The following is a 25,050-nucleotide window of genomic DNA, read 5'->3' as shown; positions in this document are numbered from 1 at the left end:
GCGCCCTTGTGTGCTCCCGGTCCAGGGGGCACGATGCATCGTGGACACCGTGCCCGATTCACCGTTGAAAGGTCGCTCCCATGCCCCGTACCTCTGTTGTGACCGGCTCGGCAAGCGGCATCGGGAAGGCGACCAGGGAACTTCTCATCGAGCGCGGTGAGACCGTCATCGGCGTCGATGTCCATGATGCGGACGTGGTCGTGGATTTGTCCACCGCGGCAGGGCGCGCGTCCCTCGTCGAGCAGGTGACGGAACTGAGCGGCGGTACGATCGACGCCGTGCTGGCCGTCGCCGGTCTGGCCACGCCGACGGCCACCACCGTGGCCGTGAACTACTTCGGAACCATCGCGACGCTCGAGGGCCTGCGCCCCCTGCTGGCCGGCTCGGCGGCCCCGCGCGCCGTCGCCGTTGCATCGATGGCCTCGCTCTTCCCGCCGGACGACATCCTGCTCGCCGCGCTCCTCGCGGGAAACGAAACGGATGCCCTGGCCCGCGCCGCCGAGCTCGAGGCTGGTGGCGAGGAACTCGGCGCCCTGATCTACGGCACCACGAAGCGCGCCCTGGCCCTGTGGATCCGCCGGAACGCGGCGACGGACGCCTGGGCCGGCGCCTCGATTCCCCTGAACGCGATCGCACCCGGGGTCGTGGACACCCCGATGACGTCCGACATGATCAAGACGCCGCAGCAGCGCGAGGCGATGGCCGCCATGGTTCCGATGCCCCTCAACGGGATCTTCGAACCGCGCTCCGTCGCCTACCTCCTGGCGTGGCTCGCCGGCGAGGAGAACGCCCACCTGTGTGGGCAGGTCATCTTCATCGACGGCGGTTCGGACGTGATCATCCGGGGCGACACCACCTGGTAGCGAACCGCCTGGTCGCGAGACCGGGCGGTCACCGCGTTGAGAGCGCGCCGTCGACCATCGAGTGCACCGAGCTCATCAGCGGCAGCAGGCGCTGGTCGTGGGTGACCAGGATCGTGGCGGTGTCGAACTCCGCGGTCAGCCGCAGGATCAGGGCCAGGATGCTGGCACCGCGCTCCTGGTCGAGCGCACTGGTGGGCTCGTCGACGACCAGCGCGCTCGGCTCGTTCATGAGCGCCCGGGCGATATTGACCCGCTGGCGCTGACCTCCCGAGAGCTGCGCCGGGTGCTTGGCGCGGTGATCGGCGAGGCCGACCGCGTCGAGGAGTTCCCCGGCCCGCACGCGTGCGGCGTTGCGGGCCCCGCGACCCCGGCGAGGCCCGTCCAGTTCCCCCATCACGACGAGCTGTTCTTCGGCGGTCAACGAGGGAATCAGGTTCGACTGCTGGAAGATGATGCCGATGCTCTCCCGGCGCAGCTGTGCCCGGTCCGTGAGCGAGAGGGCCGTGGCATCGACGTCGCCGATGCGCAGGGTCCCGCTGTCCGGACTGATCAGGGTCGATGCCACGGCGAGCAGGCTCGACTTTCCCGAGCCGGAGGGGCCGGTGATCCCGACCACGGAACCGCGTTCGACCGTGAGGCTCACGTCGTCGACGGCGGTGACCCTCCTGTCGCCATCCGGGAAGGTCAGGGTGATGTTGTCGAGGGTGATCATCGGTTGCTCCCGAGGGCGGTGAGGGGGTCGGCGGTGGTGACGGAACGGAGCGCGAATGCCGCGCCGGCGAGACCCAGCGCGATCATCGCCGCACCGGGCAGGAGGGTGGTCAGGGGGCTGATCACGAAGGGCAACGCCGTGCCGGCCAGTGCGCCGAGCAGGGCGGTCAGTCCGATGCCGAGCCCGACGCCTAGGACGAGGATGAGGGCGGCCTGTCCCAGGGCGTCGCCGACCAGCATCCGGTTGGATGCGCCGAGCGCCTTCAGGACGGCGACGTCCGGTTGGCGCTGGATGCTCCAGACGGTGAAGAACGCACCGACCACGAGGGCGGAAATGCCGAACAACATGGCGACCATCAGGAGCAGGGAGCCGATTTCGGAACGGAACGCCGACAGCGCCGTCAGGGATTGGAGCACGCCGGCCGAGGAGGTACCGGTTGCCGTGTCCGCGGCGGCCCAGTCGGTTCCGGAGGCGGTCACGGCCAGGACGGAGGCATAGGCGCCTGCGCTGCCGGTCGTGGCAGCCAGCTTCTGCCAATCGGCCAGGGCCATCCAGATGACCGGCGTGTGTGAGTACCAGGTATCGTCGGTGACCCGGTCTACGACGAAGGTGGAACCCAGGACGGTGACCGTGTCGCCTGCCTGCGCGTCGAGCTTCGTCGCGGCCGTCCGAGGGAGGGTCAGGTGCCCGCTCTCCAATGCGCTTCCGGAACCGAATCCGGAGGCGCTGCCGAACAAGGCGACGGCGACCTGGTTGTCACCGGCCGACACCTTCTGCTGGCTGATCCCCAGGGGATGCACCTCCCGGACCCCGGCCTGCTCGCGCCACCGGAGCGCATCCGCTTCGGTCACCGCGGAGTCGGCGAAGCTGCGCTCCGCGTCCGCGACCGGGGCGGAGAAGACGATGCGATCGGCACCGAGGCCGGTGATCGCAGAGATGTTCTGGTCGGCCAGGCCACCGGTCAGGCCGGACAGGAATCCGACCAGCAGGGTGATCAGGGTCACCACGGTTCCGATGAGGACGAATCGCCCCTTGGCGAATCTCAGATCGCGCCACGCTACGTACACAGAGGACTCCTTTTCACGCCGGTCCCGCCACGGGACCGGCTGCAGCTGGCGAGCCCGTGCCCGCCACTGACCACTCTGCCGAGAACTGAACGCCCGGTCATCGTGCACCGGAACGGTCCTTCGGCGACGAAGGGCGGAGCATCCGTTACACCTTTCGAAGGATGCCGTCCCTGCCGATTCCCCGTACGGTGGACTGGTGATCGCCGAGTGAGAGTAGCAACGCCATGACCGCGCACGGTTCGGGACTCGACTCCGTCTTCCTGGGGCTGCGCGTGAGCCTGCACCTGTTGGTGCTCGGCCTCGTCGTGCTCGTCGTCGCGACGGCCGGGCAGGCGGGGATGCCTGCCGCGGGGGTCATCATCTGCCTGGCTGCCGTGTTGCTCGGAACCTACGCGACGGGCACACTGGTCGCCCACAACCTCCCAAGCCGTTCCCTGCCCGGATGGGCACTGGCCTGGACGGCCGCGCTGAGCCTCGAGTGGGTTGTGCTCACGGCCTTCAGCCCCGAGGCGATCTACCTGCTCTTCCCGCTTTTCTTCATCTACCTGCACCTTCTGCCCGGCTGGACGGGCCCGGCAGCGGTCGCCCTCGCGACCGGGATCGCGATCATCGCGTTCGGCCTGCATCGCGGATTCAACGTCGGCGGCGTGATCGGCCCGGTGATCGGCGCGCTGGTCGCCGTCGTCATCGGGCTCGCCTACCGCTCCCTCACCAGGGAAGCCCGAGAGCGCGACCGGCTGATCGCCGAGTTGCAGGACACCCGTGCCCAGCTCGCGGTGGCCGAGCGGGCCGCGGGCGTGCTCGATGAACGCGGCCGGCTGGCCCGTGAGATCCACGACACCGTGTCTCAGAGCCTCTCCAGCATCGTCCTGCTGCTGCACGCGGCCGAGCGCTCCGCCGATTCGAGTGCCGCCGTGCGCCTGCGCCTGGGCCAGGCGAGGGATGCCGCGACCCAGGCCCTCGGCGAAACCCGGTCCTTCATCGACGAGCTCTCCCCGCCGGCGTTGCGACAGACCACGCTGGTCGAGGCGCTCCGCCGGCTGGCCGTCGAGACGGGTGCGGCCGGTGGAGTCCCGGTCAACGTCACGATCTCCGGGGACATCGGCCTGCTGCCGACGCGGCTCGAAACGGCCCTGCTCCGGATCGCGCAGGGAGCGCTGGCCAACGCCGTGCAGCATGCCCAGGCCGGCCGGATCGACCTGACGTTGAGCCGGCTCGATTCGGAAGTCATTCTCGACGTCGTCGACGATGGAGTCGGCTTCGACCCCGAGCATGGCTCGCAGGTCGCTCCCGCCTCTGTCGGCGCCGCTGCCGCCCGCAACACCTTCGGCCTGCACGCCATGCGCGAGCGTGTCGCTGAGCTGGGCGGGACGCTCACGGTCGAAAGCACCCGAGCGGATGCCGACCGGAACCGGCACGGGACCAGCGTCGTCGCCAGCTTCGAGCTCGCCCGATGACCATCCGGGTGCTGATCGCCGACGACCATCCCATCATGCGCACCGGACTGCTCGCCCTGCTGGACACGGAATCATCGGTCACTGTCGTCGCCGCGGTCGGTACGACCGCCGAGGCGCTCGCCGAGACCGTGCGCCTGAGACCTGACGTGGTTCTGATGGACCTGCAGTTCCAGGGCCAGTTCGAGGGCGCCGCGGCGACGCAGCGTATCCGTGCGCTCGAGAACGCTCCTGCCGTGCTGATCCTCACGAACTACGACGCCGAAAGCGATATCGTCACCGCAATCGAGAGCGGCGCAGCGGGCTACCTGCTCAAGGACACCCCGCCTGACGATCTCATCGCCGCCGTGATCGCCGCTGCCTCCGGTCAGTCGGCGCTCGCGCCCGCCGTTGCCACCCGGCTCCTGGCGCGGGTGCGCGAGGCCCAGTCCGCGTTGAGCGTTCGCGAGCTCGAGGTGGTGTCGCTGGTCGCAGACGGCCACAGCAACGGGGACATCGCCCGGCTGCTGCATCTGAGCGAAACCACCGTCAAGTCGCATCTCGCGCATATCTTTCCCAAGCTGGGTGTGACGAGTCGCACGGCGGCCGTCGCGGCCGCGCGCCAGGCCGGGCTCATCCGCTGATCCGGCCTTCGGGCAGCCGGCCCGGACGTGACGGGCGCGGTCACGCCCTGTCCAACGGTTAACGGTCTATGTTGGAAAGGTGAACAACGGGTGAACGAAGCCTGATCGATCAGTGAACGTGAACTGGTTTCGATGGTCGGTGGGGCTTGGCGGGTCCGTGGCGCCTGCCGGATGCCGCACGGCACGCCGGCATTCCGAGACCGGAGTACCCCACGAGAGATGCGCAGCGCGACAGCAGCCAGTCGGTCAGGGCCCGGGTCCTCATCGTCGGTGGTTTCTGCGTCGCGACGGCGCTCATCGCCGCAGTCTGCGTCTTCGGAGCCGCGCGCCACGTGACCGCAACGTCGGCAGCACCCGTTTCCGTCGTGAGCGCCGCAGTGGAGATGCTCCCTGGTCCCGCAGAGTTGGTGGGCGGCCTCGACAGCGCGGACGGTTCCGGGATTGAGGTCAGCGTCGACGTGCTCGCCTCCCCGGCGATCGTCGACCGGGGTGCCGTCCCCTTCCAGCCTCCGTCGACCACAGGCGACGACTTCACGTCCACCGTCACGCTCACCGGCCGGCAGTCCGAGATCGATCTGTGCTCCGGGCTCGTGGACACGACGGCCTGGTACGGTACGCCGATGCTCGTCGAGCACTGGGGCTGCGGCGGGGAACTCTTCCCCCGGTGGACCGGGGCGCAGATCCGCCTTGCAGGCATCGACGCCGGTGTCTATCGGGTGACCGGTGTGATCGGTACCTTGAGCGCGGGAACCGCGATGGTCAGCGATGTTCCGCACGGTCACGACCTCGTCTTTCAGACCTGCCTGAACGGGAACAGTGCAGACATGGTCCTCATCGGCCTGTCGCGGATCGGCTAGAGCTGCCCAGGCCCTCGAGCTACCGGGCCGGCCGTTCCTGTCCTGGCCACGGCGCCGGTTTCCCGAACAGATAGCCCTGACCGTGCAGCCAACCCTGCGACAGGAGGGTCTGCGCCTGCGTCTCCGTCTCGATGCCTTCGGCGACACCCGTGAGGTCGAGGTGCGCAACGAGTCCTGCGAGACCGGCGGCCAATGCGTCGACGCCACGGTTGTCGTCGCCGAGGCCGGCGACGAAGCTCGCGTCGAGCTTGAGTCCCGTGACCGGGAGGTCGCGTAGCAGCGAGATTGAGGAGAATCCGGTGCCGAAATCGTCGACGTGCAGGCCGACGCCGAGATCGCGGACCGCGTCGAGGCTCCCGGTGGTGGATGGCCGCAGCGACAGCACGGCCGTTTCGGTCACCTCGACGATGAGTCGGGAGGGGTCCACGCCGTGGTTCCGGAGGGTCGACGTGAAGGTCTCGGCCCAGGACTCGTGGGCCAGATCGACGGCGGACACGTTGACGCTGATCGTGGTCGTACCGTGGGGATCGGCGGCCAGGACCGAGCAAACCTGGTCGAGCACGAATCGATCGATGCCGAGAATGAGTCGGGATTCTTCGGCGATCGGGAGGAAATCGGCCGGTGCGAGAAGTCCGCGCACGGGGTGCTGCCAGCGGACGAGTGCCTCATAGCCGACGGTGGAGCGATCGAGGAGAGCGACGATCGGCTGGTAGTAGACGACGAAATCGCCCTTTGTAAGCGAGATCCGAATCTCGTCCTCGATGGTGAGTCGGTCCATCGCCTGGGAGTGCATCGTGTCGTCGAAGAACTGCCACCGGGCCCTGCCCGACTTCTTGGCGCGGAAGAGCGCGGAGTCGGTGTCCCGAAGAAGACTGGCCGCGGTGGACCCGCCCGTTGACAGGGCGATTCCCATCGACACCGTAGGGATGATCCGGTGTCCGTGGATCGAGAGTTCGGTGCTGAGTGCGGCCGTGATGTTCACCGCGACACGTTCGACATCCGCGGGTTCGGATGCGTTCGGAACGACGACCACGAATTCATCACCGCCGAAGCGTCCGACCCGGTCGTGGGGGAGCATCGCGGACGCGATCCGGTCTGCGATCACGGCGAGCACCTCATCGCCGGCGACATGGCCGAGCGAGTCGTTGACGAGCTTGAAGTTGTCGAGGTCGATGAACAACACTCCGACGGCCAGCCCGGAATCCCGGGACTCCTCGAGGTCCTGCTCAAGAATGCGGAGGATCCACTCCCGGTTGTGCATCCCCGTCAGCCGGTCGTTGTGCGCCTGAAACTGCAGTTCCTCGCGGGATTCGTGCTCGGCCGTGACGTCTTCGAGCTGCACGACCAGACGTTCCGGTATGCCCGCACTGGTCCGGATCACCGACGCGGTCCGGCGTGCCCAGATGACGGCTCCGTCGGCCCTGACCAGGCGCAGCTCCTTGAAGGGAGTCTGAGCTGCCGAGGCGATCGTGAGAGCGCGCGCCGCGATCACGGTCGCCCGGTCGTCCGGGTGCACCAGCTCGTCTGTGCACCTGGCGAGAAGCCAGGTTTCGTCACGGAGGAGCATGGCGCATAAGGCCTCGTTCACGACCTGGATGCGTCCGGTGAGGTCACAGAGGATCATGCCCGTCGTCGATGACGTCAGCACGGCCCGGAACAGTTCAACCGACTTCTCGAGGGACTGCCGAGCGACGGTCTCGTCGTGCACGTCGCGCAGGGAGATCACCCGACCGGTGGTCCGGCCTGCCGCGTCGTGAAGGTCGCGCGTGACGGTCGAGACCCAGCGATAGCTGCCGTCGCTGCGCCGAACCCGGAACGGACTATGGCGCCGCACTCCATCGTTCTGTCTAGCGCGGGCCGCCTGCACGCCCGGCACGTCGTCGGGATGTACGAATTCGGCGGATGTGCGATTCAGCAGGTCATCGTGCTTCCAGCCCAGTGCCTCCTCGAGGGACGGCGAAGACCAGACGTACCGGTCGGCGGAGTCGACCATGAGTACGACGTCGGAGGCATTCTCGGCGAGCAGCCGGTAACGCTGCTCCGAATCTTGCAGCGCCTGGACGGCGAGGTGCTGCTCCGTCACGTCCCGCCAGATCACGGACACCCGGTCGCCGACGGGAGCGGCGTGGAAGTCATACCACCGGTCCGGCCGGTTGCCGTGAGGTGACGAGGCCCGGAAACCGTCGCGATGGCAGGGGACGCCCTGCTCGAGGACCTCCGCGCACAGGGCTCCGAGCGCCCCGGAGATCGCCGCCGGCATGGGGTTGAGCAGCGAGCCGCCGATGAACTGCCCCTCCGGCAACCCGTGGAAGGCACAGGCCGCCGGATTGGCCTCGTCCACCAGGAAATCGATGACGGTCCCGTTGAAGTTGCGCACCGCCTGGACGAGCACGTACGGGTCGCCCAGTCCGGCCAGCGATGCGTGCAGGGTCTTGCGGTCGGTCCACGCCGACTTTTCGGCCGCCACGAGTTCGTCGATGCCGGTGAAGTCGTGCACGGCCCCGACAACGGTGCCGTCCGGCGCAAGAACGGGGCTCGACGACTGGTAGAACCACTGGTCGGAACCATCCGTGCAAAGCACGCGAATGCGCCCGTGCGCCTTTGTCCCGCGGGCGACCAGGCCGGCGAACTCCGCGGCATCCGCCTGGTGGCCGGGAGGCCAGAGCCAGGACAGCGGGTTTCCGACGAGGGCGTCGCGGGCCCAGCCGATCGCCCGGGTCGTCGAGGGAGAGGCCCACGACACGACGCCGTCGAGGTCGGTGCGCAGCACGAAGTCGGTCACGTTGTCCGCGAGGGCGCGGTACCCGGCGAGCACGGTGTTGGTTGCCGCCCTGCCCTCGGCCGTGTCGGTCACCTCGTCCAGAAGGGCGAAGGCGCCCACGGTCGCACCGGCCTCGTCGACGACCGGAATCCCCGAAATCCTGAACCAGGCCAGACGAGCCGGGTCTGTGTCATCGCCGGGAACGAACAGTCCGATCAAGGTTTCGGCTACCGGCGCTCCCGTGCGCAGGGCCGACAGCGCTGGCAGATCACGCAGGGCGATCGGGGCACCCCACTCGTCGATGGGATTCCAGTTCTGCGCCTCGGGCGTACGTCCGAGCTGATCGTCCCAGACCAGATGCAACTGACTGGTCGCGATGAGGTTGGCGCCCAGAACCCTCCCATCGGGAGTCCCATAGGCGATGAGGCCGAAACCGGCGGGCACGAATGGCCGCTGCAGCCGAACGGCGGCGGGAGCGTCGGCCGCCCACCGGGTCTCTGAGAGAGGATCGCCGTGGAGACGGTCTACGTCGAACACGGGCTCAACCGCGTTCAGGGGGAAGAGCGCGCCGCGGCGAATGGGTGACGACAGTGTGCCAATGCATGTCGCCCCTGACTGCGGGACGACGGCCCCGCGATTTCCTGACCTATCCTCGCACATCGTGCCCCCCGTTTGGGGCAATGGCCGGCGAGACCGGTATCGGCAGAATTCGCACCAGCTACAGACAATTCGGTGGACCCGAGCGTATTTTATTCGGTGGAGCACGGGGTCTGGCTCCTGGGATGAACAGGAAGGGCAGGGTGGCCGGCATGACAGCGGTGGCCGCGGTGATTTTGGCGTTGGCGGCGATCATGGTCGTCTCCGTGGGCACGACGATCGTCGTGGTGCGGATGCTGTACAAACGCATGCGTCGCAGTCGCGTCGTGGCCCGTGCGGCACTGCGCACCCGGGCGGCCCTGAGCCGGGGACCGCAGCGCGAGGTCGTGGGACTCCGCATCCGACTGCGAGACACTCTCGGAAGCGGTCAGTCCGCGGTGGACCTCGCGCTGGGCAGTGACGGGCCGCGGGGCGAGCTTCCCCGCCTGTTCCGCCGGATCAAGAATGAAGGTGCTGTCCTCGACGCACAACTGCTGTTGCTGACGAGCGAAACCGATGCCGTCGTGCTCGCCGAGGAACTACCACTGGCTAGACGAAGGGTGGACGACGTCGCCGGGCTCGTTCGTCGGCTGCGAGCGACCGTGGCCGGCGGGCGCGGGGACCTCACCGATGATGTCCTGCTGGCGCTGCGTGCGGAACTCGACCGCGAGGTCGAAGCCCTGGACGCCGGGGTCCGGGAACTGCACGCACTCAATGGGCACGATCACCGTGACATGACCGGGAGGAAGTACTCATGACCACCTCATCTCGACTTCGCAGTATCTTCCGGAGCAAGACCTCGCGTGCACTCGACCGGCTGGAAGACCCCGGCGAAGCTCTCGACGACAGCTACGAGCAGCAGCTCAAGATGCTCCAGCAGGTGCGGCAGGGACTCGCCGAGGTGACGACGGCGAAGAAACGGATCGAGCTGCAGGGGCAGGAGATGGGCGCCCGGTACCAACGGTTGGCCGACCAGGCCCAGGAGGCCCTGGACCAGGGACGCGAGGACCTCGCCCGGACCGCTCTCGAACGGCGTTCCTACCTCGAAACCCAGGTCGGCGCCATTCGTGAGCAATATGCCTCGCTCGAACGCCAGCAGGCGCAGTTGCAGGACAACGAGCGGCGTCTGTCCGAACGGGTCACCGCGTTCCGGACCGAGAAGGAGACCCTCAAGGCCACCTATGCAGCTTCCGAGGCCCAGGCCCGGGCGAATGAGGCCGCGGCCGGCATCGGTTCCAATCTGGGTGACGTCGGCGCCAACCTCGATCGGGCCAGGGACCGGGTCGCGCAGATGCAGGCGCGTGCCGCAGCGACCGATGAGTTGCTCGCCCGAGGTGTGCTGAACGATCTCACGGCGCCCGCGGACGCGGACCTTGACCGGCAGCTGTCCGCGGGGGTGCGCCAGGCATCCGTCGAGCGCCAGCTTCAGGAGCTGAAGAACGCCCGCGCCGCGCAACCCGACGGCCGTGCGCGCCCGGCGCGCGGGGGACCGGACGCGTGGTTGAGCATCGGGCAGGGGCCGGACGCCCCCTGAGACAGAACGCGAAGCGGGAACCCTGAGGCAGAAGGGGAGGAACCAGGTCGACCATGAACCCCGCGGCGCGGCGCGTGCAAAGGATCTATCTGACCCTCCTGCTGGGCAACACCCTGGCCGCGTCGTTCATCTGGGGCATCAATACCCTGTTCCTGCTCGACGCCGGCCTGTCGAACTTCGAGGCCTTCGCCGCGAACGCATTCTTCACCGCCGGGATGGTGTTCTTCGAGATACCGACCGGGGTCGTCGCGGACACGGTCGGGCGGAAGGCGTCCTACCTGCTGGGCACGATCACGCTCTCGGTCACCACCGCGCTCTACTGGTTGTTGTGGTTCTGGCACGCGCCCTTCGGCTGGTGGGCGCTCGTGTCCGTGCTTCTCGGGCTCGGCTTCACGTTCTTCTCCGGCGCGGTGGATGCCTGGCTCGTCGATGCGCTGACCTTCAGCGGGTACACCGACGGTCTCGAGGCGGTCTTCGGCAGGGGACTCGTCGTGACCGGCATCGCGATGTTCACCGGGTCGGTCCTGGGCGGCGCGATCGCTCAGGCGACCAATCTCGGCGTCCCTTTCCTGTTGCGCGCCGGGGTGCTCGTCGTGATGCTCGTGTTCGCGGCGGTCGTGATGAAGGACCTCGGATTCACTCCGGATCGATCCCAGGGACCGGTGAAGGCGACCAGGACCGTTCTCGCCGAGTCGATCGAGCACGGCCTCCGGAAGCGCTCGGTCCGGTGGGTGATCCTGTCCGCGCCCTTCGCCTCCGGGGTCGGGGTCTACGCGTTCTACGCCCTGCAGCCCTACCTGCTCGTGCTCTCCGGCGACCCGACGGCGTACTCGATCGCCGGTCTCACCGCTGCCGTGCTCTCGCTCGCGCAGGTCGCGGGTGGGGTGCTGGCCCCGCGGATCCGGGGAATGTTCCACCAGCGGACCACCACGGTGATCGGGGCATCCGTCACGAGCATCATCGTGCTCCTCGCTCTCGGACTCACCAGCCTCTTCTGGCTCGCGATCGTGCTGTTGGTGCTCTGGGGGTTCGTCTTCGCCGTCGCCGGCCCGGTGCGGCAGGCGTACCTCAATGACATGATCCCGTCGAAGCAGCGCGCGACGGTGCTATCGTTCGACTCCCTCTTCGGCAGCCTCGGCGGGGTCTTCGTGCAACCGGCACTCGGCCGCGCCGCCGACCTCTGGGGCTACGGAACGTCGCTCGTGATCGGCGGCCTCATCGAGGTGATCGGCATCCCGTTCCTGTTTGCCAGCCGGCGCCAGCACGATCCGGCCGACACCATCGGCACCCCGCCGGCGGATGCCGCGCCACAGGAACCCGAGGCGCGCTGACCTCCGGCCGAGGCAAAGGGAATGCGCCCGGGGCCGGTCACCTCACGTGACCGGCCCTGTTCTGGTCGGCGGCGTCAGCTCACACTCTGGTGCGCCTGGCCGTAGCCGATGGAATCCGCCACGGTGCCGACGAGCCCGAGTGTCACTGTGCCGAGTGCCGATGGCAGCCCGCCCGATGGGGGAGTGGCCGGTCCGAAGGTGACGCTTGTCCCGTCGGCCAGCGTCGTGGTGATCGAGTCCAGGTAGACCTGCACGTTGCCGCGCAATTCCATCCGCGGGGAGCTCGTGACGAGCCCGGACCCGGACGCCGCCCCAACGTCGATGACGGCGTCGGTCAGCACGATGTCATCGGCCATGATCCTGAGCACGGGCGCTGAGGTACCGTCTGCGTGCGACACGGTCACGACCGTCACCGAGGTGAGCCCGGTGATGGTCATCGAAGATGCGCCGAGGTGCGCCGCCGGGTTGCCGAACACGGGTGCGTTCGGGTCTGGCGCGGCGACGACCGCCGCTGCGGCCGGAGTGATCAGGCCCGGAGCCGTGACGTCCACGGTCGGCCCGGTCGTGGGGACCGGGATCGGTGCAACGACAGGTGCCGGATCGACCGGAGATGTCGGGACGGTGGTGGGGATCGCATCCGCCACGCCAGGGTCAGCGGTCGGCGAAGTCGTCGCCGCGGGCGTCGGCGTCGGGACGCCGCAGTCGACGAGGAGCAGATCGCAGGGCACGGCCTGGCCCGGCGCCGGAATCGCCGCAGCCCCGATCGCCGACAGCGACAGCACGAGCCAGACGCCGACGACGCGCGGTCGCAGATCGCGGGAGGTCTCGCGGCGGCGCATCACAGGGCACGCCGCGGACGCGAGCGTTCTTCGACGAGCTCGCCCAACTGGATTGCGGGCTCGTCGACCGGGCTCGCGAACAGCTCGACGGCGGTTCCCGCCCTGGTGGGCTTCGGCATCCAGGCGACGACCAGAATGCCGCCCACCGCACTCAGTATCATGCCGACGAAGAACCCGCCGAGGTTGACGCCGACCAGCGAGTAGATCGAGAACACCAGCGCGATCACACCGTAGAAGATCCGGTGGACGGGCATCCCGATTGCGAGGATGCCCACAAGCACCACGATCACCGGAATGATCATGGCCTGCATGCCTTCGACCCCGACCTGCACGTGGATCGAGCCGACGTCGAGCTGGCCGGAGAAGAACATCTCCACTCCGGCCAGCACGACGAGGATGCCACCGACGAACGGTCTCTGACGGCACCAGCCAGTGAATGTGGCCCACGTGCTGGTTTTCATCCGGTCTCCTCCGTGGTGACGGGGTGCTTCGATTAGAAGCACTCAGTTCCGTTGGTCAACTGCAGGTGCATGCCGTTCAGGGTGAACACCGAGGCCTGGGTGCTCCACGCCGTCTGCTGGAGCCCGGCAACCTTGATCGTGGCAGCATCCTGGGCGAAGTCGCCCGCGGTGCCCTTGGCGGCTGTGTTCACTGAGGCAGCGTCGACGCCGATGCGGATGTTGCCGAACGTTGCGTCTCCCTTGAGGTCGGTCATGCCGATCTGCAAGTCGGTTGCGGTCGCCGGCTTGCCGCCGCCGCCCGCACCGATCAGCAGGCCGACCTTGCCCAGAGGCGTGTCGGCCACGACAGACTGACACAGGTCGGCCAGGCTCGCGGTGCCGATGTTGGCGATCGCGACCGGGTGGTATGCCCCGGTCTTGCCGTCCTTCGCAACACCGCCGTACTGCGAGAATCCAGTTCCGTCGAGCTGTGATGCGCTGATCTTGAACTGGCCTCCCGACACGGCGAACGAGACGGGGACGGCGCCGTTGGCCACTCCGGCCATGAGAACGGTGGACAGCAGGGCCACGGGAACCGCGGCGAGCACGATCCGTCCGGCGTGGGTGCCGGTGAGCTTGGTGAACTTCATAGATCCTCCTTGATCTGGGCAAACAGTCCGGCAGGTCGTTATTGACTCGCCAACCAATAAGCGCTGTTGACGAGTGTACTAATAGCCTGATTTGGTAGACATCACGGTTTGGCAACGCTTTCCCTGCGGCGCTAACCGGGCATTCGAGTCGGAACGGGCGGTTCGAGGGGCGCTGAGGACCGTCCGCCGCGGAACGCGGATATGCTCGGACCATGGAACCGGAGCGGCGCACGCGGCTGACTCCGGATGAGCGCCGGGCCCAACTGGTCGCGCTCGGAGTGAAATCCCTCGCGGACCAGCCGCTGGAGGCCCTCACCATCGACTACCTCTCCGCGCGTGCCGGCGTGTCCCGCGGGCTGTTGTTTCACTACTTCACATCGAAGAAGGGCCTGCACCGCGAAGTGGTGCGCACGGCGCGCGACGCCATGCTGAACGCGACCGAGCCTGCCCCGGAACTGCCGCCCCTCGAGCGGCTCCGCGACACCCTGACCCGGATCGTTCGCTTCGTGCGCGACTACCGCGGGACATTCTTCTCGCTCGTGCGCGGTGTCGCGAGCGGGGACACCGAGGTGCGCGAGGTGCTGGAAGAAGCACGGGCATCCCAGGCGGATCGCGTGATCTCTGTCTTCCTGGAACTCGGAGTCGATGACTCCGAGTTGCTTCGTCTCGCCCTGCGTTCCTGGGTCGGGTTCGCCGAGGACATCCTCGTCGACCTCGCGCTGAACACGGAGATGCCCTCAGAGGACATCGTCCTGTTTCTGGAACGGAGCGTGACGGCGATCACGGCATCCGTCGACCCTCAGAACGCGATCGCTCTCGACTGACGTTCGTCGCGGACCCCGGTCAGTGCTGGCGAGCGTCCCTGCGGTCCTGACGCAGCTGGGAGACCTTGGCAGCACCCCGCCTGGCGAGGTCGTTCGCCGTGTGGCTGACCTTCTTCGCGCCCTCGAATTCGGTGCCGAGCAGGGCGAGGCCGCCGAGGCTGATGAGCGCACCGGGCCCGGGGAGAGGGATGAGCACGATGCCGAGCACGACGGTTCCCCCGCCGATGACGCCGACGGAGGTGCGGTAGACGCGGTCGACGGTGCGATTGCGGCCGATGAGGTCGCGGGCGGAGCGGGCTACGGTTCTGACCGGCATGCGCCGAGTGTAGCCGACCCGGCTGGGCTGTCGGGAGGGGTGGGAGCCGGTGCCGTATGTGTGCGGTGTGTATTAGGCCCGGTCGGAGTTGAGTGCCCTCTTCACGAGCTCGATCGCGTCGTCGTCGCTGAGTCGTGCGGCCCGCGCTTCCCTGGCGAAAGCGGATGCCACGTTCTCGACCCGCTGCCGGTCGGAGTGGGTATCGGCCGCAATGAACGTGCCGTGGCGCCCACGGGTGATCACCACTCCGGCGCGTTCGAGTTCGCGATAGGTCCTCGCCACGGTATTGGGGGCGATGCCGAGGTCGGCCGCGAGCTTCCGCACGGTCGGGAGGCGGGCATCCGCTTGCAGGCCGCCGGTGCGCACGAGTTCCACGATCTGGGCGCGCACCTGTTCGAACGGCGGGATCGCCGAGCGGGGGTCGATGACGAGCATGCTCAGCCTGCTGCCGCGGGGTCGGCCGGCGATGCGGTGAGATCGGGCCAGAGTCGACGCCGGAAACGGCCCGTTGCGCTGCCGATGCCGAACCAGAGCAGGATCGCCAGGTAGCCCCAGTTGAAGATCTGTGGCCCGAGGCCGATACTCCACGTCGTTCCTCGAAGTGCATCCCAGCCGTTCAGGATGCCGAGGCTGACTGCGCCGACGGCAAGCCACGCGATGATGGTCTCGAACAGGAGGAGCGAACGTAAGGTTTCCCCGCGGAACGCGTCGTCCCAGGCGAGTTCGAGCTCGGTGGTTGCGGGTTGGGTGTGCATCAGCACTTTGCGGCTCGCCGCGATGCCCGCGATGAGCACGGCAGATGCGAGGGCGAGCACGGGAAGAGCGGGGCTGCCCAGGAACGCGCCGAGGTCGACGGTGCCGGCGAGCCCGAGCAGGATGCCCGCGATTGTGAGTAGGAACGCCAGGAGAACCAGGAGTGGAGCGGCACGCAGCCGCCAGGGACTCACATAGTCGCTCAGCGTGACAATCGTCGGCCTCGCCAGACGAGGGGCGTCCACGGGCGGACGGAAGAGCGATTCGCGCAACGCGACGGCGACGTCCACGGCAGAGAAGCCGATCAGGGTGGCGGGGAGGACGACGAGCCAGATGAAAGTGGACGAGGCCAGGGACGGCTGGAGCACGAGGACGGCGGCAGACCCCAGCAGTCCGACGAGGGCGCCGACGAGTGCCGCGGTGCTCCTGGCCCGGAGCCGTGTGCGAATGGCGCGTGCGATGTCATCGCTCTGCACCGGGAGGCCGGCTTTCTGCCAGAACTGGAGGAAGACGCGATCCCGGGACCGTTCGGTCTGGGCATAGAGCAGTAAGCCGATGTCCAGGAGCGCAATCGCTCCGAGGATGATCCAGACAAAGACGAACTCGAATGACATGCGGCCCCCGTTGATCGTGCGTCCCATCAATGTAGCAGTACAAAGCCGGATGGGCGCGGCGCAGATGCGGGGGCGGCGGATCTTCGATCGACGTTGGCGCACCCGTTCACAGAGAGAGCTGGCACGTCACGGGCGAGCTTGCTTTGTAGGCTGGCATGATGTTACCCACGACGGATGACCCACGACGTCAGCTCGCGGCGCTGTGTGAGCGGGGACTGGACTGGCACACCGGAGTGACCCGCGCCCTGCCGGATTCGACGCAGGCCAGGCACGCTGCGGTGCTGGTCCTCTTCGGGGTGCTCGACTCTTCGCCGGCACAATCTTCGAGGATCGGACGCGCTCGGGAGCAGGTCCCACGCGACCTCGACGTCTTGCTGCTGCGTCGTGCTGCAACGCTCGGGAGCCACCCGGGGCAGATCGCCTTCCCGGGCGGACGGCTCGAAGCCTCCGACGCCGGCCCGATTGCGGCCGCGCTGCGAGAGGCCGTCGAGGAGACCGGCCTCGACCCGGAAGGTCTCGAGCCGCTCGGCACCCTGCCGGCACTGCCCGTGCCGGTGAGCAACCACCTCGTGACCCCGGTGCCGGCCTGGTGGACGCGTGAGTCGAAGGTGGCAGCGGTCGATCACCTGGAGACGGTTGACGTCTTCCGGGTGCCGGTCGCAGACCTGCTCGACCCCGCTAATCGCGTGAGCACGGCCCACTCCTTCGGGGGAGCCACGTATCGGTCGCCGGCCTTCACGGTCGACGGCCGCCTCATCTGGGGGTTCACCGCAATCGTTCTCTCACGGATGTTCGACGAGCTCGGCTGGGCCGAGTCCTGGGATGCGTCGAGGACCGTGCGTCCTGACCTTTGACCCCTGGCCAGAGTGCCGTCACCCGTCCGAGACCGTGACCGAGGCGGGACAGTGGGCGTCTCCGGCGCTCGTAGCACCGGCCATCGCGGCGCAGGCGAGGGTTGCCCCGGCGATCAGATCACCGGGGCAACGCCACGCCCTATCCGACGCAGGCGTTAGACGGCGGATGTCTCCGTGCGGGCGGGCAGGCGCCAGCCCGGCCGGACATAGTGGCAGGTGTACCCGGCCGGGTACTTCTCCAGGTAGTCCTGGTGCTCGTCCTCAGCCTCCCAGAAATCACCGGCCGGCTCGACCTCGGTGACGACCTTGCCGGGCCAGAGACCGGAGGCGTCGACGTCCGCGATCGTGTCGCGGGCGACCCGTTCCTGCTCAGGGGTCGTGTAGTAGATGGCCGAACGGTAGCTGCGACCGACGTCGTTGCCCTGCCGGTTCTTCGTCGACGGGTCGTGGATCTGGAAGAAGAACTCCAGTAGCTCGCGGTAGCTGATCATCGCGGGATCGAAGACGATCTCGACGGATTCGGCGTGGTCGCCGTGGTTACGGTACGTCGCGTTCGGGGTGTCGCCGCCCGAGTAGCCGACCCGCGAAGAAATGATGCCGGGGCGACGGCGCAGCAGCTGCTGCGCTCCCCAGAAACATCCTCCGGCGAGGATCGCTCGTTCTGTAGTCATGATTCCTCCACTTACGTTTGGGGTGACAGTGGGCGGCGTTCTCACGTCGCCCACTGATCAGTGGATAGAACACCGCTGGTGTCGCAGATGTTCCATCGTCGTTCCGGTGGTCTCCGAGCGCGCTCGCCCCGAACCAATTCGACGGAGATTTTGCCCGGAAAGCGCTTCAAAAGCGCGCTGAGGTGCACAAATCCCAAAAACTCCGTCGAATTCGTTCGGGGAAAGGGGCTAGTCGCGGCGGGGGTGGCGCGGCGCGCGGTCCTCGCGGCGGACCGGGCCGCTGTTGTCCGGCTGGATCTCGATGAGCTTGCCGCTGATCCGGGTGCCCACGAGACGGTCGAGGACATCCTGAGACAGATTCTCGGGCAGCTCGACGAGCGAGTAGTCCGGGTTGATCTGGATGTGCCCGAAGTCCTCACGGCTCAGGCCGCCCTCGTTCGCGATCGCGCCGACGATCTGGCGCGGCTCGACCTTTTGGCGCTTGCCGACCTCGATCCGGTAGGAGACCAGCGGGATGGTGCTGTCGCGGGGGCGCGGTTCGGGGCGCTCGCTCTTGCGGGGGCGGTCGTCGCGGTCCCAGCGGTCGTCGCGTCCACCACGGTCGTCGCGTCCGCCACGGCTGTCGCGGCTGTTGCGATCGTTGCGCGGCGCGTAGTTGCCCGAGTCACTGCGCTCGGAGCGTTCGCGTTCGTTGCGCTCGCGTTCGTCGCGACGCTGGTTGCGGGCGTCCTGCTCGGAAAGGAGCAGCGGGGTCTCGCCCTGGGCAACGACAGCGAGGGCCGCGGCGACGTCAGCCTCCGGCACGTCGTATTGCTCGACGTAGTGCGCGATGATGTCGCGGAACCGGTCGACGCGGGCGGTCTGGCCCAGCGCCTCGGTGATCGCTTCGTCGAAACGCGCCAGGCGGGTGATGTTGACGTCTTCGACGCTCGGCAGCTGCATCTGGGTGAGCGGCTGGCGGGTGGCCTTCTCGATGGCGTTGAGAAGATGACGCTCGCGGGGCGTGACGAAGCTGATCGCCGCGCCACTGCGCCCGGCGCGGCCGGTGCGGCCGATACGGTGCACGTACGACTCGGTGTCGATCGGGATGTCGTAGTTGATGACGTGGCTGATGCGCTCGACGTCGAGACCGCGAGCGGCGACATCCGTTGCGACGAGGATGTCGAGCTTGCCCGACTTCAGCTGCTCGACCGTGCGTTCACGCTGGGCCTGCACGACGTCACCGTTGATGGCGCTCGCCGAGTACCCGCGCGCGCGCAGCTTCTCGGCGAGGGTCTCCGTCTCGTTCTTGGTGCGGGTGAAGACGATCATGCCCTCGAAGTTCTCCACCTCGAGGATGCGGGTGAGCGCGTCGACCTTCTGGGGGTAGGAGACCATCAGGTAGCGCTGGGTAGTGTTCGCCGAGGTCGTGGTCTTGGTCTTGACCGTGATCTCTTCGGCGTCGTGCAGGTACTTCTTGGCGATGCGCCGGATGGACGCGGGCATGGTCGCCGAGAACAGCGCGACCTGCTTGTCTTCCGGGGTGTCGGCGAGGATCGTCTCGACGTCCTCGGCGAAGCCCATCTTGAGCATCTCGTCGGCCTCGTCGAGCACGAGGTACTTCAGTTCGGACAGGTCGAGGGTTCCCTTGGCGAGGTGGTCCATGATGCGACCGGGAGTACCGACGACGACGTGGACTCCGCGACGGAGCGCGGAGAGCTGGACGCCATAGCCCTGTCCGCCGTAGACGGGGAGGACGTGCACGCCGCGCATGTGCGAGGCGTAGCTTTCGAAGGCCTCGCAGACCTGGAGTGCGAGCTCGCGGGTGGGGGAGAGGACGAGGGCCTGCGGGTTCTTCTGCGCCATGTCGAGGCGCGAGAGGATCGGCAGCGCGAACGCGGCCGTCTTTCCGGTGCCGGTCTGGGCGAGGCCGACGACGTCGCGGCCGGCGAGCAGGGGGGGAATGGTCGCGGCCTGGATGGCCGAGGGAGTTTCGTACCCGACGTCCTTCAGGGCTTTGAGCACGGCATCGGTCAGGCCGAGCTCGGAGAAGGTCTTCGCGACGAGGGCAGTTGCTGCCTCGCTCGGCGCTGTTGTATCAGGAGGCGTCATGTTATCAAAGGTAGTCGGTCGAAGCTCACCCCCCTATTGGGCGACCGGGTGATCGGGGCGAATCAGGCGCAAAACGTACCATGGGGGGGTATCGGGTGTACCATAGGGGGGTATCAGGATCCGACGAGGAGGACAGTGCGATGACGGATGTCAGTGCAACGGGCGTCAGTTCGACCGAGGTGAGTGCTGACCCGCACAGCGGGCCGCACGGCTACATGTCGAACAAGGACGCCTACCTGAAACGGCTCCGCCGGATCGAGGGCCAGGCCCGCGGGCTGCAGGGCATGGTCGCAGACGACAAGTACTGCATCGACATCCTCACCCAGGTGTCGGCGATGACGAGCGCCCTGCAAGCGGTCGCTCTCGGCCTGCTCAATGACCACCTCAGCCACTGCGTGGTCGAGGCCGCCGTCAAGGGCGGCGACGAGGCCGACGCCAAGGTCAAAGAGGCCTTCGACGCCATCGCGCGGCTCGTGCGGTCTTGAGCCACGGCTCACCCATTCACTACAAGGAACCAGAAAGAAGTGCATTCCATGATCGGACAGACGGAAAACAACCTCGGCCTCAGCGAATACCAGGTGACGGGGATGACCTGCGCGCACTGTGTCGCGGCCGTGACGCAGGAGGTCGGCAAGCTCGCCGGCCCCGATAACGTCGCGATCACTCTCGTTCCGGGCGGCACGTCCGTCCTGACGGTGACCGGCGCCCCGCTCGACCGCGCTGCCGTCGCAGCCGCCGTCGACGAAGCGGGCTACGAACTGGTCGCTGAGTCACGATGACTACCGAACGCGTCGACCTACTCGTGGGCGGGATGACGTGTGCCTCCTGCGCGACCCGGATCGAAAAGAAGCTCAACCGGATGCCGGGAGTCGAGGCATCCGTCAACTACGCCACCGAAAAGGCGAGCGTCTCCCTGCCCGAGGGCACCACCGTCGACCAGGCCATCGCCGTGATCGAGGACACCGGCTACACCGCCGAGCGCCCGCGCCCGCCGGAGCCGACCGCTGAGACCCCTGGCAGCGCAGCCGCTCCCACAGCGCAGGAGGTCGAGGTGGCGAGCCTGCGTCACCGCCTCCTCGTGTCGACGGCGCTCGCGATCCCCGTCGCCGCCATGTCGATGATTCCTGCCCTGCAGTTCACCAACTGGCAGTGGCTCGCCCTGACCCTCGCGGCACCCGTCGCCGTCTGGGGAGCCTGGCCCTTCCATCGTGCCATGTGGATGAATCTCCGGCACGGCGCGACGACGATGGACACCCTGATCAGCATGGGCATCATCGCCTCACTCGGCTGGTCGCTCTACGCGCTTTTCTTCGGCACGGCGGGCATGCCCGGCATGCGAATGACCTTCAGCCTCACCGCCCAGACCGGCGGGGGAGCGAACGAGATCTACCTCGAGGTCGCATCCGCGGTCACGGTCTTCCTCCTCGCAGGCCGGTACTTCGAGGCGCGCGCGAAGAAGCAGTCCGGGGCGGCGCTCACCGCCCTCCTCGAACTGGGCGCCAAGGAGACCTCCGTGCTCCGTGACGGCGTCGAGGTCATCGTGCCTACAGCATCCCTCGTCGTCGGCGACCAGTTCGTCGTGCGCCCCGGCGAGAAGATCTCCACGGATGGCATCGTGGTCGAGGGCGTGTCCGCGATCGACGCGAGCATGCTCACCGGCGAAGCCGTACCGGTCGAGGTCGGTCCTGGCGCCGTCGTCGTCGGGGCGACCCTCAACTCGGGCGGACGGCTCGTGGTCCGGGCCACCCGGATCGGCGCAGACACCGAACTCGCCCAGCTCGGGCGCCTCGTCGAGCGGGCGCAGACCGGCAAGGCCGACGTGCAGCGCCTCGCCGACCGGGTCTCCGGGGTGTTCGTTCCGATCGTTCTCGGCCTCTCCCTCGCGACCCTCGTGGTCTGGCTGCTCGTCGGCGCAACCCCCGTCGTCGCCTTCACCGCAGCCGTCGCGACACTCATCATCGCCTGCCCCTGTGCGCTCGGGCTGGCCACGCCGACGGCGCTGCTGGTCGGCACCGGCCGCGGTGCGCAGCTCGGCATCCTGATCAAGGGCCCGCAGGTGCTGGAATCCACCCGGCGCGTCGACACCATCGTGCTCGACAAGACCGGCACCGTGACCACCGGGCGGATGTCCCTGGTCCAGGCCGTCCCCGTCTCGGGGCTCGAGGCCACCGAACTGCTCCGGTTCGCCGGGGCCGCAGAGGCCGGGTCCGAGCATCCGATCGCGAAGTCCATCGTTGCCGGAGCGAAGGAACGGGTCGGTACGCTCCCGGCCGCCGAATCGTTCGCCTCCGCGGACGGCCTCGGCGTGCAGGCCGTCGTCGACGGCCGCCTCGTCGCGGTCGGCCGGCCGCGCTGGCTCACCGAGCAGTGGGGCATCGTCTTCCCGCCCGACCTCGAGGCAGCGCTCGCCGCTGGCGAGAACAGGGGTGAGACCCCGGTCGCCGTGGCCTGGGACGGAACGGCCCGCGGCATCCTCACCGTCGCCGACACCGTCAAGGACACGAGCGCCGCCGCGATCGCCGAATTCCGCCGTCTCGGCCTCACCCCGGTGCTCCTGACCGGGGACAACGACACCGTCGCCCGGAACGTCGGAACGCTCGTCGGCATCGACGACGTGCGCGCCGGCGTGCTCCCCGCCGAAAAGGCCGAGGTCATCCGCGCCCTGCAAGCCGAGGGACGGGTCGTTGCCATGGTCGGCGATGGCGTGAACGACGCCGTCGCGCTCGCCACCGCCGACCTCGGCATCGCCATGGGCACCGGCACCGACGTCGCGATCGAGGCGAGTGACCTCACCCTGATTCGGAGCGACCTCGTCGCGGCAGCGGATGCCATCCGGCTGTCCCGGCGCACGCTCGCCACGATCAAGGCGAACCTGTTCTGGGCCTTCGCCTACAACGTCGCCGCGATCCCGCTCGCCATGCTCGGCCTGCTCAACCCCCTGATCGCCGGCGCCGCAATGGCGCTGTCATCGGTCTTCGTGGTGAGCAACAGCCTCCGCCTCCGCGGCTTCCGCGGACTGACCCTGCCGGCCGCCGCCCCTCGTACCCCCACGGGTATGGCGAGTAGCGTGACGGTATAACGAAGGAGAACAGCATGATGTGGGGCAACGGGTACGGCATGGGATTCATGTGGTGGGTCTGGCCGGTCGGGCTGGTCCTGGTCCTGGGCGTGGTCCTGCTCACCATCGTGACCATCCGGGTCTTCAGCAACGGGAGCGGGAGCCGTGCGGAAGGGCCGCAGGGCAACGTTCCTTCCGGGCCGGTCTCGACCGGACGCAGTGCGGCACGCCTCCTGCTGGACGAACGCTTCGCGCGCGGCGAACTCGACGCCGAGGAGTACCGGCACCGCGTCCAGGTGCTCGGCGAGTAGTTCATCCGGAAGTGCGGAGGACGCAAGCGCGGCGCTCTGCGCACCCCCGGGCGGGGTCGTGCTGCTCCTGGCCGGTGGACTGGTGGCGCGCCTGGATTCAGCCCCCACCAGGTTCCCGCAGGGAGTTGCGGGGGGGGGGGGGGGGGGGGGGGGGGGGGGCCCCCCCCCCCCCCGCGTCAGTCACTCGTGGTCGTTCATGCCGTCGTGTCGCCCGTCACCGTGCGAATCCGCGGATGCCGCGCTGTGCAATTCCCACGTCACGTTGTCGCCGTGCTGCTGGGTCCAGAACGTCCGCCAGTCTCCGGCGAGCATTTTCGGTGTTTTCGCCCCGAGGATTCCGGCTGCGCTCGTGTCGCCGTCAGACACGTGGATCCCCGTGATCTCGTTGTCCCCGTCGTTGTAGCCGGGGCTCGTGTTGTGGTCGTACGTCGCGGACGCGTCGCGACCCTCCGCGAGCCAGCGCACCGGAGAAGGACCCGTGGAGGTCTTCTTCCCCAGGTCGAACAGGTAGCCGGAGTCGAGCGCGTCGCGCTGTGCGTGGAGAGTGTCGCCCGCATCCTCGACAACAAGAAGCTTGTCTTTGCCTGCGAATGCAATGTTGTCGAGGCCGGTGTGCTCGAGGTCGCCGAGGAACACTGGGGAGAGCGTGCCCGACTGAGCGGTCGGCGACGACTGGCTCAGCCGGAACACTCCGCCGAACGCACCGGGAAGTGTGCTGGTCTTGTCGGTGTCCCCGGTCTCGGTGAAGTAGAACTCGCCGAACTGGCTGCCCGGGCGGAAGACCCCGTTCTCGGGCCGTTTGAACGGTGTCGCACCCGCGGTCGCGGCCCCCGCCGTTGCTGCATTGCCGGCGCCGAGCGAGACGGTGACCCACTTCGTGGCGAATGACGAGCCGTAGGTGTGCAGGTCGGTTTCAAACTGGTCGGCCGGGTTGGCGGACAACTGGCTCGCGGTGACCGCCGTACCGTCCTTACGATTCACCTGGAGCGCCTGGAGTGTCCCGCGCGACAGATCGCCCGGCTTGGCCGGCGTGAAACGGTAGACGTAACTGTTGGGCACCTTGCCACCGGATGCCTTCGCTCCGCCGATGTCCTCGACGAGCCAGACGTTGCCGGCCGCGTCGTTCTGGATTCCCTCGTAGCCGCCGGAACCGAGCGCCGCAAGCGGACTGATCGTGCCATCGACCGAGTTGCCGTTGTCGTCGAGGGTGATACCGAAGACGCCGCCCTTGGGCGCCGCCGCCTCGGCGGTCAGCAGGAGCTGGTGGGTGAACGGGTCCCACGTGATGCCATCAAAAGTCGGGACCGCGCCACCGTCGGAACGGGTATCCGACACGAGGGTGACACGCTTGGTGAGGTCCTTCTCGTCGAGGTTGATCCGAGTGACGTAGCCCTGGGGGCCGCCCTCGTGCCCCTGGAACAGGTAGTGGACCCCGCCGAAGACCAGGTAGACGTTCTTGTCCGGCTCGGTCTTGAACGCCTCCTTCGGGTCCTGGGTGAGTGGGCCGCCAGTGGACGTGTTGTAGCCGTAGTGTGTGATTCCGCCGTGCGGGTTGGCGAGTGGCAGCTGGCCGTATGCCACGGGGCTCTGTTCGAGGCCGGCGGCGAGAACGTTGTTCTGGATGCCGAAGGGTGAGTTCGCGGCGATGCCGCCGGCGCTGCCGTCGGGCGTCGCGGCCGCGGGAATCGTGGCGGCGGTGAGTGCGACCAGGCAAAGACCTGTGCCTACGAACGCTGTGATGCCGAATTTCGAGTGCTTCATCGTGTCCTCCTCTATCCGGGCGTGTGCCCG

Annotated in this window: 25 protein-coding genes; 13 read left to right on the top strand and 12 right to left on the bottom strand. The window is 68.0% G+C overall.

The annotated features are described in order from the left end of the window. The first annotated feature begins 80 nt into the window (after nucleotides 1-80). Nucleotides 81-863: an SDR family oxidoreductase gene (locus tag QN350_RS03715; protein WP_281534562.1), complete on the top strand. Its 783-nt coding sequence runs from the start codon at nucleotides 81-83 to the stop codon at nucleotides 861-863. Nucleotides 864-891: 28 nt separating this feature from the next. Here QN350_RS03715 and QN350_RS03710 read toward each other — a convergent pair whose 3' ends face one another. Both QN350_RS03710 and QN350_RS03705 read right to left on the bottom strand, forming a co-directional pair. Beyond that, on the bottom strand, nucleotides 892-1,575 hold the full coding sequence (locus QN350_RS03710) for an ABC transporter ATP-binding protein (RefSeq protein ID WP_322139494.1): 684 nt from the start codon (nucleotides 1,573-1,575) through the stop codon (nucleotides 892-894). Then, nucleotides 1,572-2,642: an ABC transporter permease gene (locus tag QN350_RS03705; protein ID WP_322139495.1), complete on the bottom strand. Its 1,071-nt coding sequence runs from the start codon at nucleotides 2,640-2,642 to the stop codon at nucleotides 1,572-1,574. The genes QN350_RS03710 and QN350_RS03705 overlap by 4 nt, the downstream gene beginning before the upstream one ends. A gap of 224 nt (nucleotides 2,643-2,866) precedes the next feature. Between QN350_RS03705 and QN350_RS03700 the strand changes: the two genes are divergently transcribed. The 3 genes from QN350_RS03700 to QN350_RS03690 all read left to right on the top strand — a co-directional run bounded on the left by QN350_RS03700 (nucleotide 2,867) and on the right by QN350_RS03690 (nucleotide 5,576). Further along, nucleotides 2,867-4,099 carry a sensor histidine kinase gene (locus QN350_RS03700; protein ID WP_322139496.1) on the top strand — a complete coding sequence of 411 codons (1,233 nt, stop codon included), beginning with the start codon at nucleotides 2,867-2,869 and terminating at the stop codon, nucleotides 4,097-4,099. Continuing rightward, nucleotides 4,096-4,719: a response regulator transcription factor gene (locus QN350_RS03695; RefSeq protein WP_322139497.1), complete on the top strand. Its 624-nt coding sequence runs from the start codon at nucleotides 4,096-4,098 to the stop codon at nucleotides 4,717-4,719. Before QN350_RS03700 ends, QN350_RS03695 begins: the two co-directional genes overlap by 4 nt. A 146-nt stretch (nucleotides 4,720-4,865) precedes the next feature. Continuing rightward, nucleotides 4,866-5,576, top strand: coding sequence for a hypothetical protein (locus QN350_RS03690; protein ID WP_322139498.1), 711 nt, complete (start codon nucleotides 4,866-4,868; stop codon nucleotides 5,574-5,576). Nucleotides 5,577-5,595: 19 nt separating this feature from the next. Here the strand turns inward: QN350_RS03690 and QN350_RS03685 are convergent, their stop codons facing one another. Beyond that, entirely contained in the window at nucleotides 5,596-8,874 is a 3,279-nt protein-coding gene (locus QN350_RS03685; protein WP_322139499.1) for an EAL domain-containing protein, read from the bottom strand. A 272-nt stretch (nucleotides 8,875-9,146) separates the two neighbouring features. Between QN350_RS03685 and QN350_RS03680 the strand changes: the two genes are divergently transcribed. From QN350_RS03680 to QN350_RS03670, 3 genes are read left to right on the top strand one after another with little or no spacing between them, the layout of a single operon-like run. Further along, complete coding sequence (locus QN350_RS03680) at nucleotides 9,147-9,731, top strand: hypothetical protein (protein WP_322139500.1); 585 nt, start codon at nucleotides 9,147-9,149, stop codon at nucleotides 9,729-9,731. Then, nucleotides 9,728-10,507 carry a PspA/IM30 family protein gene (locus QN350_RS03675; protein WP_322139501.1) on the top strand — a complete coding sequence of 260 codons (780 nt, stop codon included), beginning with the start codon at nucleotides 9,728-9,730 and terminating at the stop codon, nucleotides 10,505-10,507. The genes QN350_RS03680 and QN350_RS03675 overlap by 4 nt, the downstream gene beginning before the upstream one ends. Before the next feature lie 53 nt (nucleotides 10,508-10,560). Further along, nucleotides 10,561-11,838 (top strand): MFS transporter, encoded by a 1,278-nt coding sequence (locus QN350_RS03670; RefSeq protein ID WP_322139502.1) that lies wholly within the window; start codon nucleotides 10,561-10,563, stop codon nucleotides 11,836-11,838. Nucleotides 11,839-11,912: 74 nt separating this feature from the next. Here QN350_RS03670 and QN350_RS03665 read toward each other — a convergent pair whose 3' ends face one another. From QN350_RS03665 to QN350_RS03655, 3 genes are read right to left on the bottom strand one after another with little or no spacing between them, the layout of a single operon-like run. Next, nucleotides 11,913-12,680, bottom strand: coding sequence for a hypothetical protein (locus tag QN350_RS03665; RefSeq protein ID WP_322139503.1), 768 nt, complete (start codon nucleotides 12,678-12,680; stop codon nucleotides 11,913-11,915). Next, nucleotides 12,677-13,138 (bottom strand): DUF6114 domain-containing protein, encoded by a 462-nt coding sequence (locus tag QN350_RS03660; protein WP_322139504.1) that lies wholly within the window; start codon nucleotides 13,136-13,138, stop codon nucleotides 12,677-12,679. The genes QN350_RS03665 and QN350_RS03660 overlap by 4 nt, the downstream gene beginning before the upstream one ends. A 32-nt stretch (nucleotides 13,139-13,170) precedes the next feature. Continuing rightward, nucleotides 13,171-13,767, bottom strand: a complete 597-nt coding sequence (locus tag QN350_RS03655) for a DUF6230 family protein (protein ID WP_322139505.1) — start codon at nucleotides 13,765-13,767, stop codon at nucleotides 13,171-13,173. 212 nt (nucleotides 13,768-13,979) lie between these two features. Between QN350_RS03655 and QN350_RS03650 the strand changes: the two genes are divergently transcribed. Then, nucleotides 13,980-14,591, top strand: coding sequence for a TetR/AcrR family transcriptional regulator (locus tag QN350_RS03650; protein WP_322139506.1), 612 nt, complete (start codon nucleotides 13,980-13,982; stop codon nucleotides 14,589-14,591). A 19-nt stretch (nucleotides 14,592-14,610) separates the two neighbouring features. Here the strand turns inward: QN350_RS03650 and QN350_RS03645 are convergent, their stop codons facing one another. From QN350_RS03645 to QN350_RS03635, 3 genes are all read right to left on the bottom strand, one after another. After that, nucleotides 14,611-14,907 (bottom strand): PGPGW domain-containing protein, encoded by a 297-nt coding sequence (locus QN350_RS03645; protein ID WP_322139507.1) that lies wholly within the window; start codon nucleotides 14,905-14,907, stop codon nucleotides 14,611-14,613. Between the two features lie 72 nt (nucleotides 14,908-14,979). Next, the gene (locus QN350_RS03640) at nucleotides 14,980-15,342 is read right to left on the bottom strand and encodes a GntR family transcriptional regulator (protein ID WP_322139508.1); all 363 of its coding nucleotides are present in this window, start codon (nucleotides 15,340-15,342) and stop codon (nucleotides 14,980-14,982) included. A gap of 2 nt (nucleotides 15,343-15,344) precedes the next feature. Then, entirely contained in the window at nucleotides 15,345-16,274 is a 930-nt protein-coding gene (locus QN350_RS03635) for a hypothetical protein (protein ID WP_281534577.1), read from the bottom strand. Nucleotides 16,275-16,432: 158 nt separating this feature from the next. On the opposite strand from QN350_RS03635, the gene QN350_RS03630 reads away from it, so the two are divergent. Continuing rightward, the gene (locus QN350_RS03630) at nucleotides 16,433-17,128 is read left to right on the top strand and encodes an NUDIX hydrolase (RefSeq protein WP_416173068.1); all 696 of its coding nucleotides are present in this window, start codon (nucleotides 16,433-16,435) and stop codon (nucleotides 17,126-17,128) included. 155 nt (nucleotides 17,129-17,283) lie between these two features. Here the strand turns inward: QN350_RS03630 and msrA are convergent, their stop codons facing one another. After that, a complete protein-coding gene (gene msrA, locus QN350_RS03625; protein WP_322139510.1) occupies nucleotides 17,284-17,799 on the bottom strand; it encodes a peptide-methionine (S)-S-oxide reductase MsrA in 516 nt (171 codons plus the stop codon). Between the two features lie 228 nt (nucleotides 17,800-18,027). Then, nucleotides 18,028-19,890, bottom strand: coding sequence for a DEAD/DEAH box helicase (locus tag QN350_RS03620; RefSeq protein WP_322139511.1), 1,863 nt, complete (start codon nucleotides 19,888-19,890; stop codon nucleotides 18,028-18,030). Nucleotides 19,891-20,030: 140 nt separating this feature from the next. Between QN350_RS03620 and QN350_RS03615 the strand changes: the two genes are divergently transcribed. Genes QN350_RS03615 through QN350_RS03600 form a run of 4 tightly spaced genes read left to right on the top strand, consistent with a single transcriptional unit; the run spans nucleotide 20,031 to nucleotide 23,259 of the window. Next, a complete protein-coding gene (locus tag QN350_RS03615) occupies nucleotides 20,031-20,375 on the top strand; it encodes a metal-sensitive transcriptional regulator (protein WP_281534580.1) in 345 nt (114 codons plus the stop codon). Between the two features lie 48 nt (nucleotides 20,376-20,423). Continuing rightward, on the top strand, nucleotides 20,424-20,669 hold the full coding sequence (locus QN350_RS03610; protein WP_281534581.1) for a heavy-metal-associated domain-containing protein: 246 nt from the start codon (nucleotides 20,424-20,426) through the stop codon (nucleotides 20,667-20,669). Beyond that, nucleotides 20,666-22,969, top strand: coding sequence for a heavy metal translocating P-type ATPase (locus QN350_RS03605; protein ID WP_322139512.1), 2,304 nt, complete (start codon nucleotides 20,666-20,668; stop codon nucleotides 22,967-22,969). Before QN350_RS03610 ends, QN350_RS03605 begins: the two co-directional genes overlap by 4 nt. Nucleotides 22,970-22,983: 14 nt before the next feature. Then, nucleotides 22,984-23,259 (top strand): SHOCT domain-containing protein, encoded by a 276-nt coding sequence (locus tag QN350_RS03600; RefSeq protein WP_281534583.1) that lies wholly within the window; start codon nucleotides 22,984-22,986, stop codon nucleotides 23,257-23,259. Between the two features lie 180 nt (nucleotides 23,260-23,439). Here the strand turns inward: QN350_RS03600 and QN350_RS03595 are convergent, their stop codons facing one another. Next, nucleotides 23,440-25,020 carry an alkaline phosphatase PhoX gene (locus QN350_RS03595; protein WP_322139513.1) on the bottom strand — a complete coding sequence of 527 codons (1,581 nt, stop codon included), beginning with the start codon at nucleotides 25,018-25,020 and terminating at the stop codon, nucleotides 23,440-23,442. Between the last annotated feature and the right edge of the window lie 30 nt (nucleotides 25,021-25,050).

Source organism: Cryobacterium sp. 10I5, from assembly GCF_035019865.1.
Classification (GTDB): domain Bacteria; phylum Actinomycetota; class Actinomycetes; order Actinomycetales; family Microbacteriaceae; genus Cryobacterium; species Cryobacterium breve_A.
This window is presented reverse-complemented; position numbering and strand designations above follow the sequence as displayed.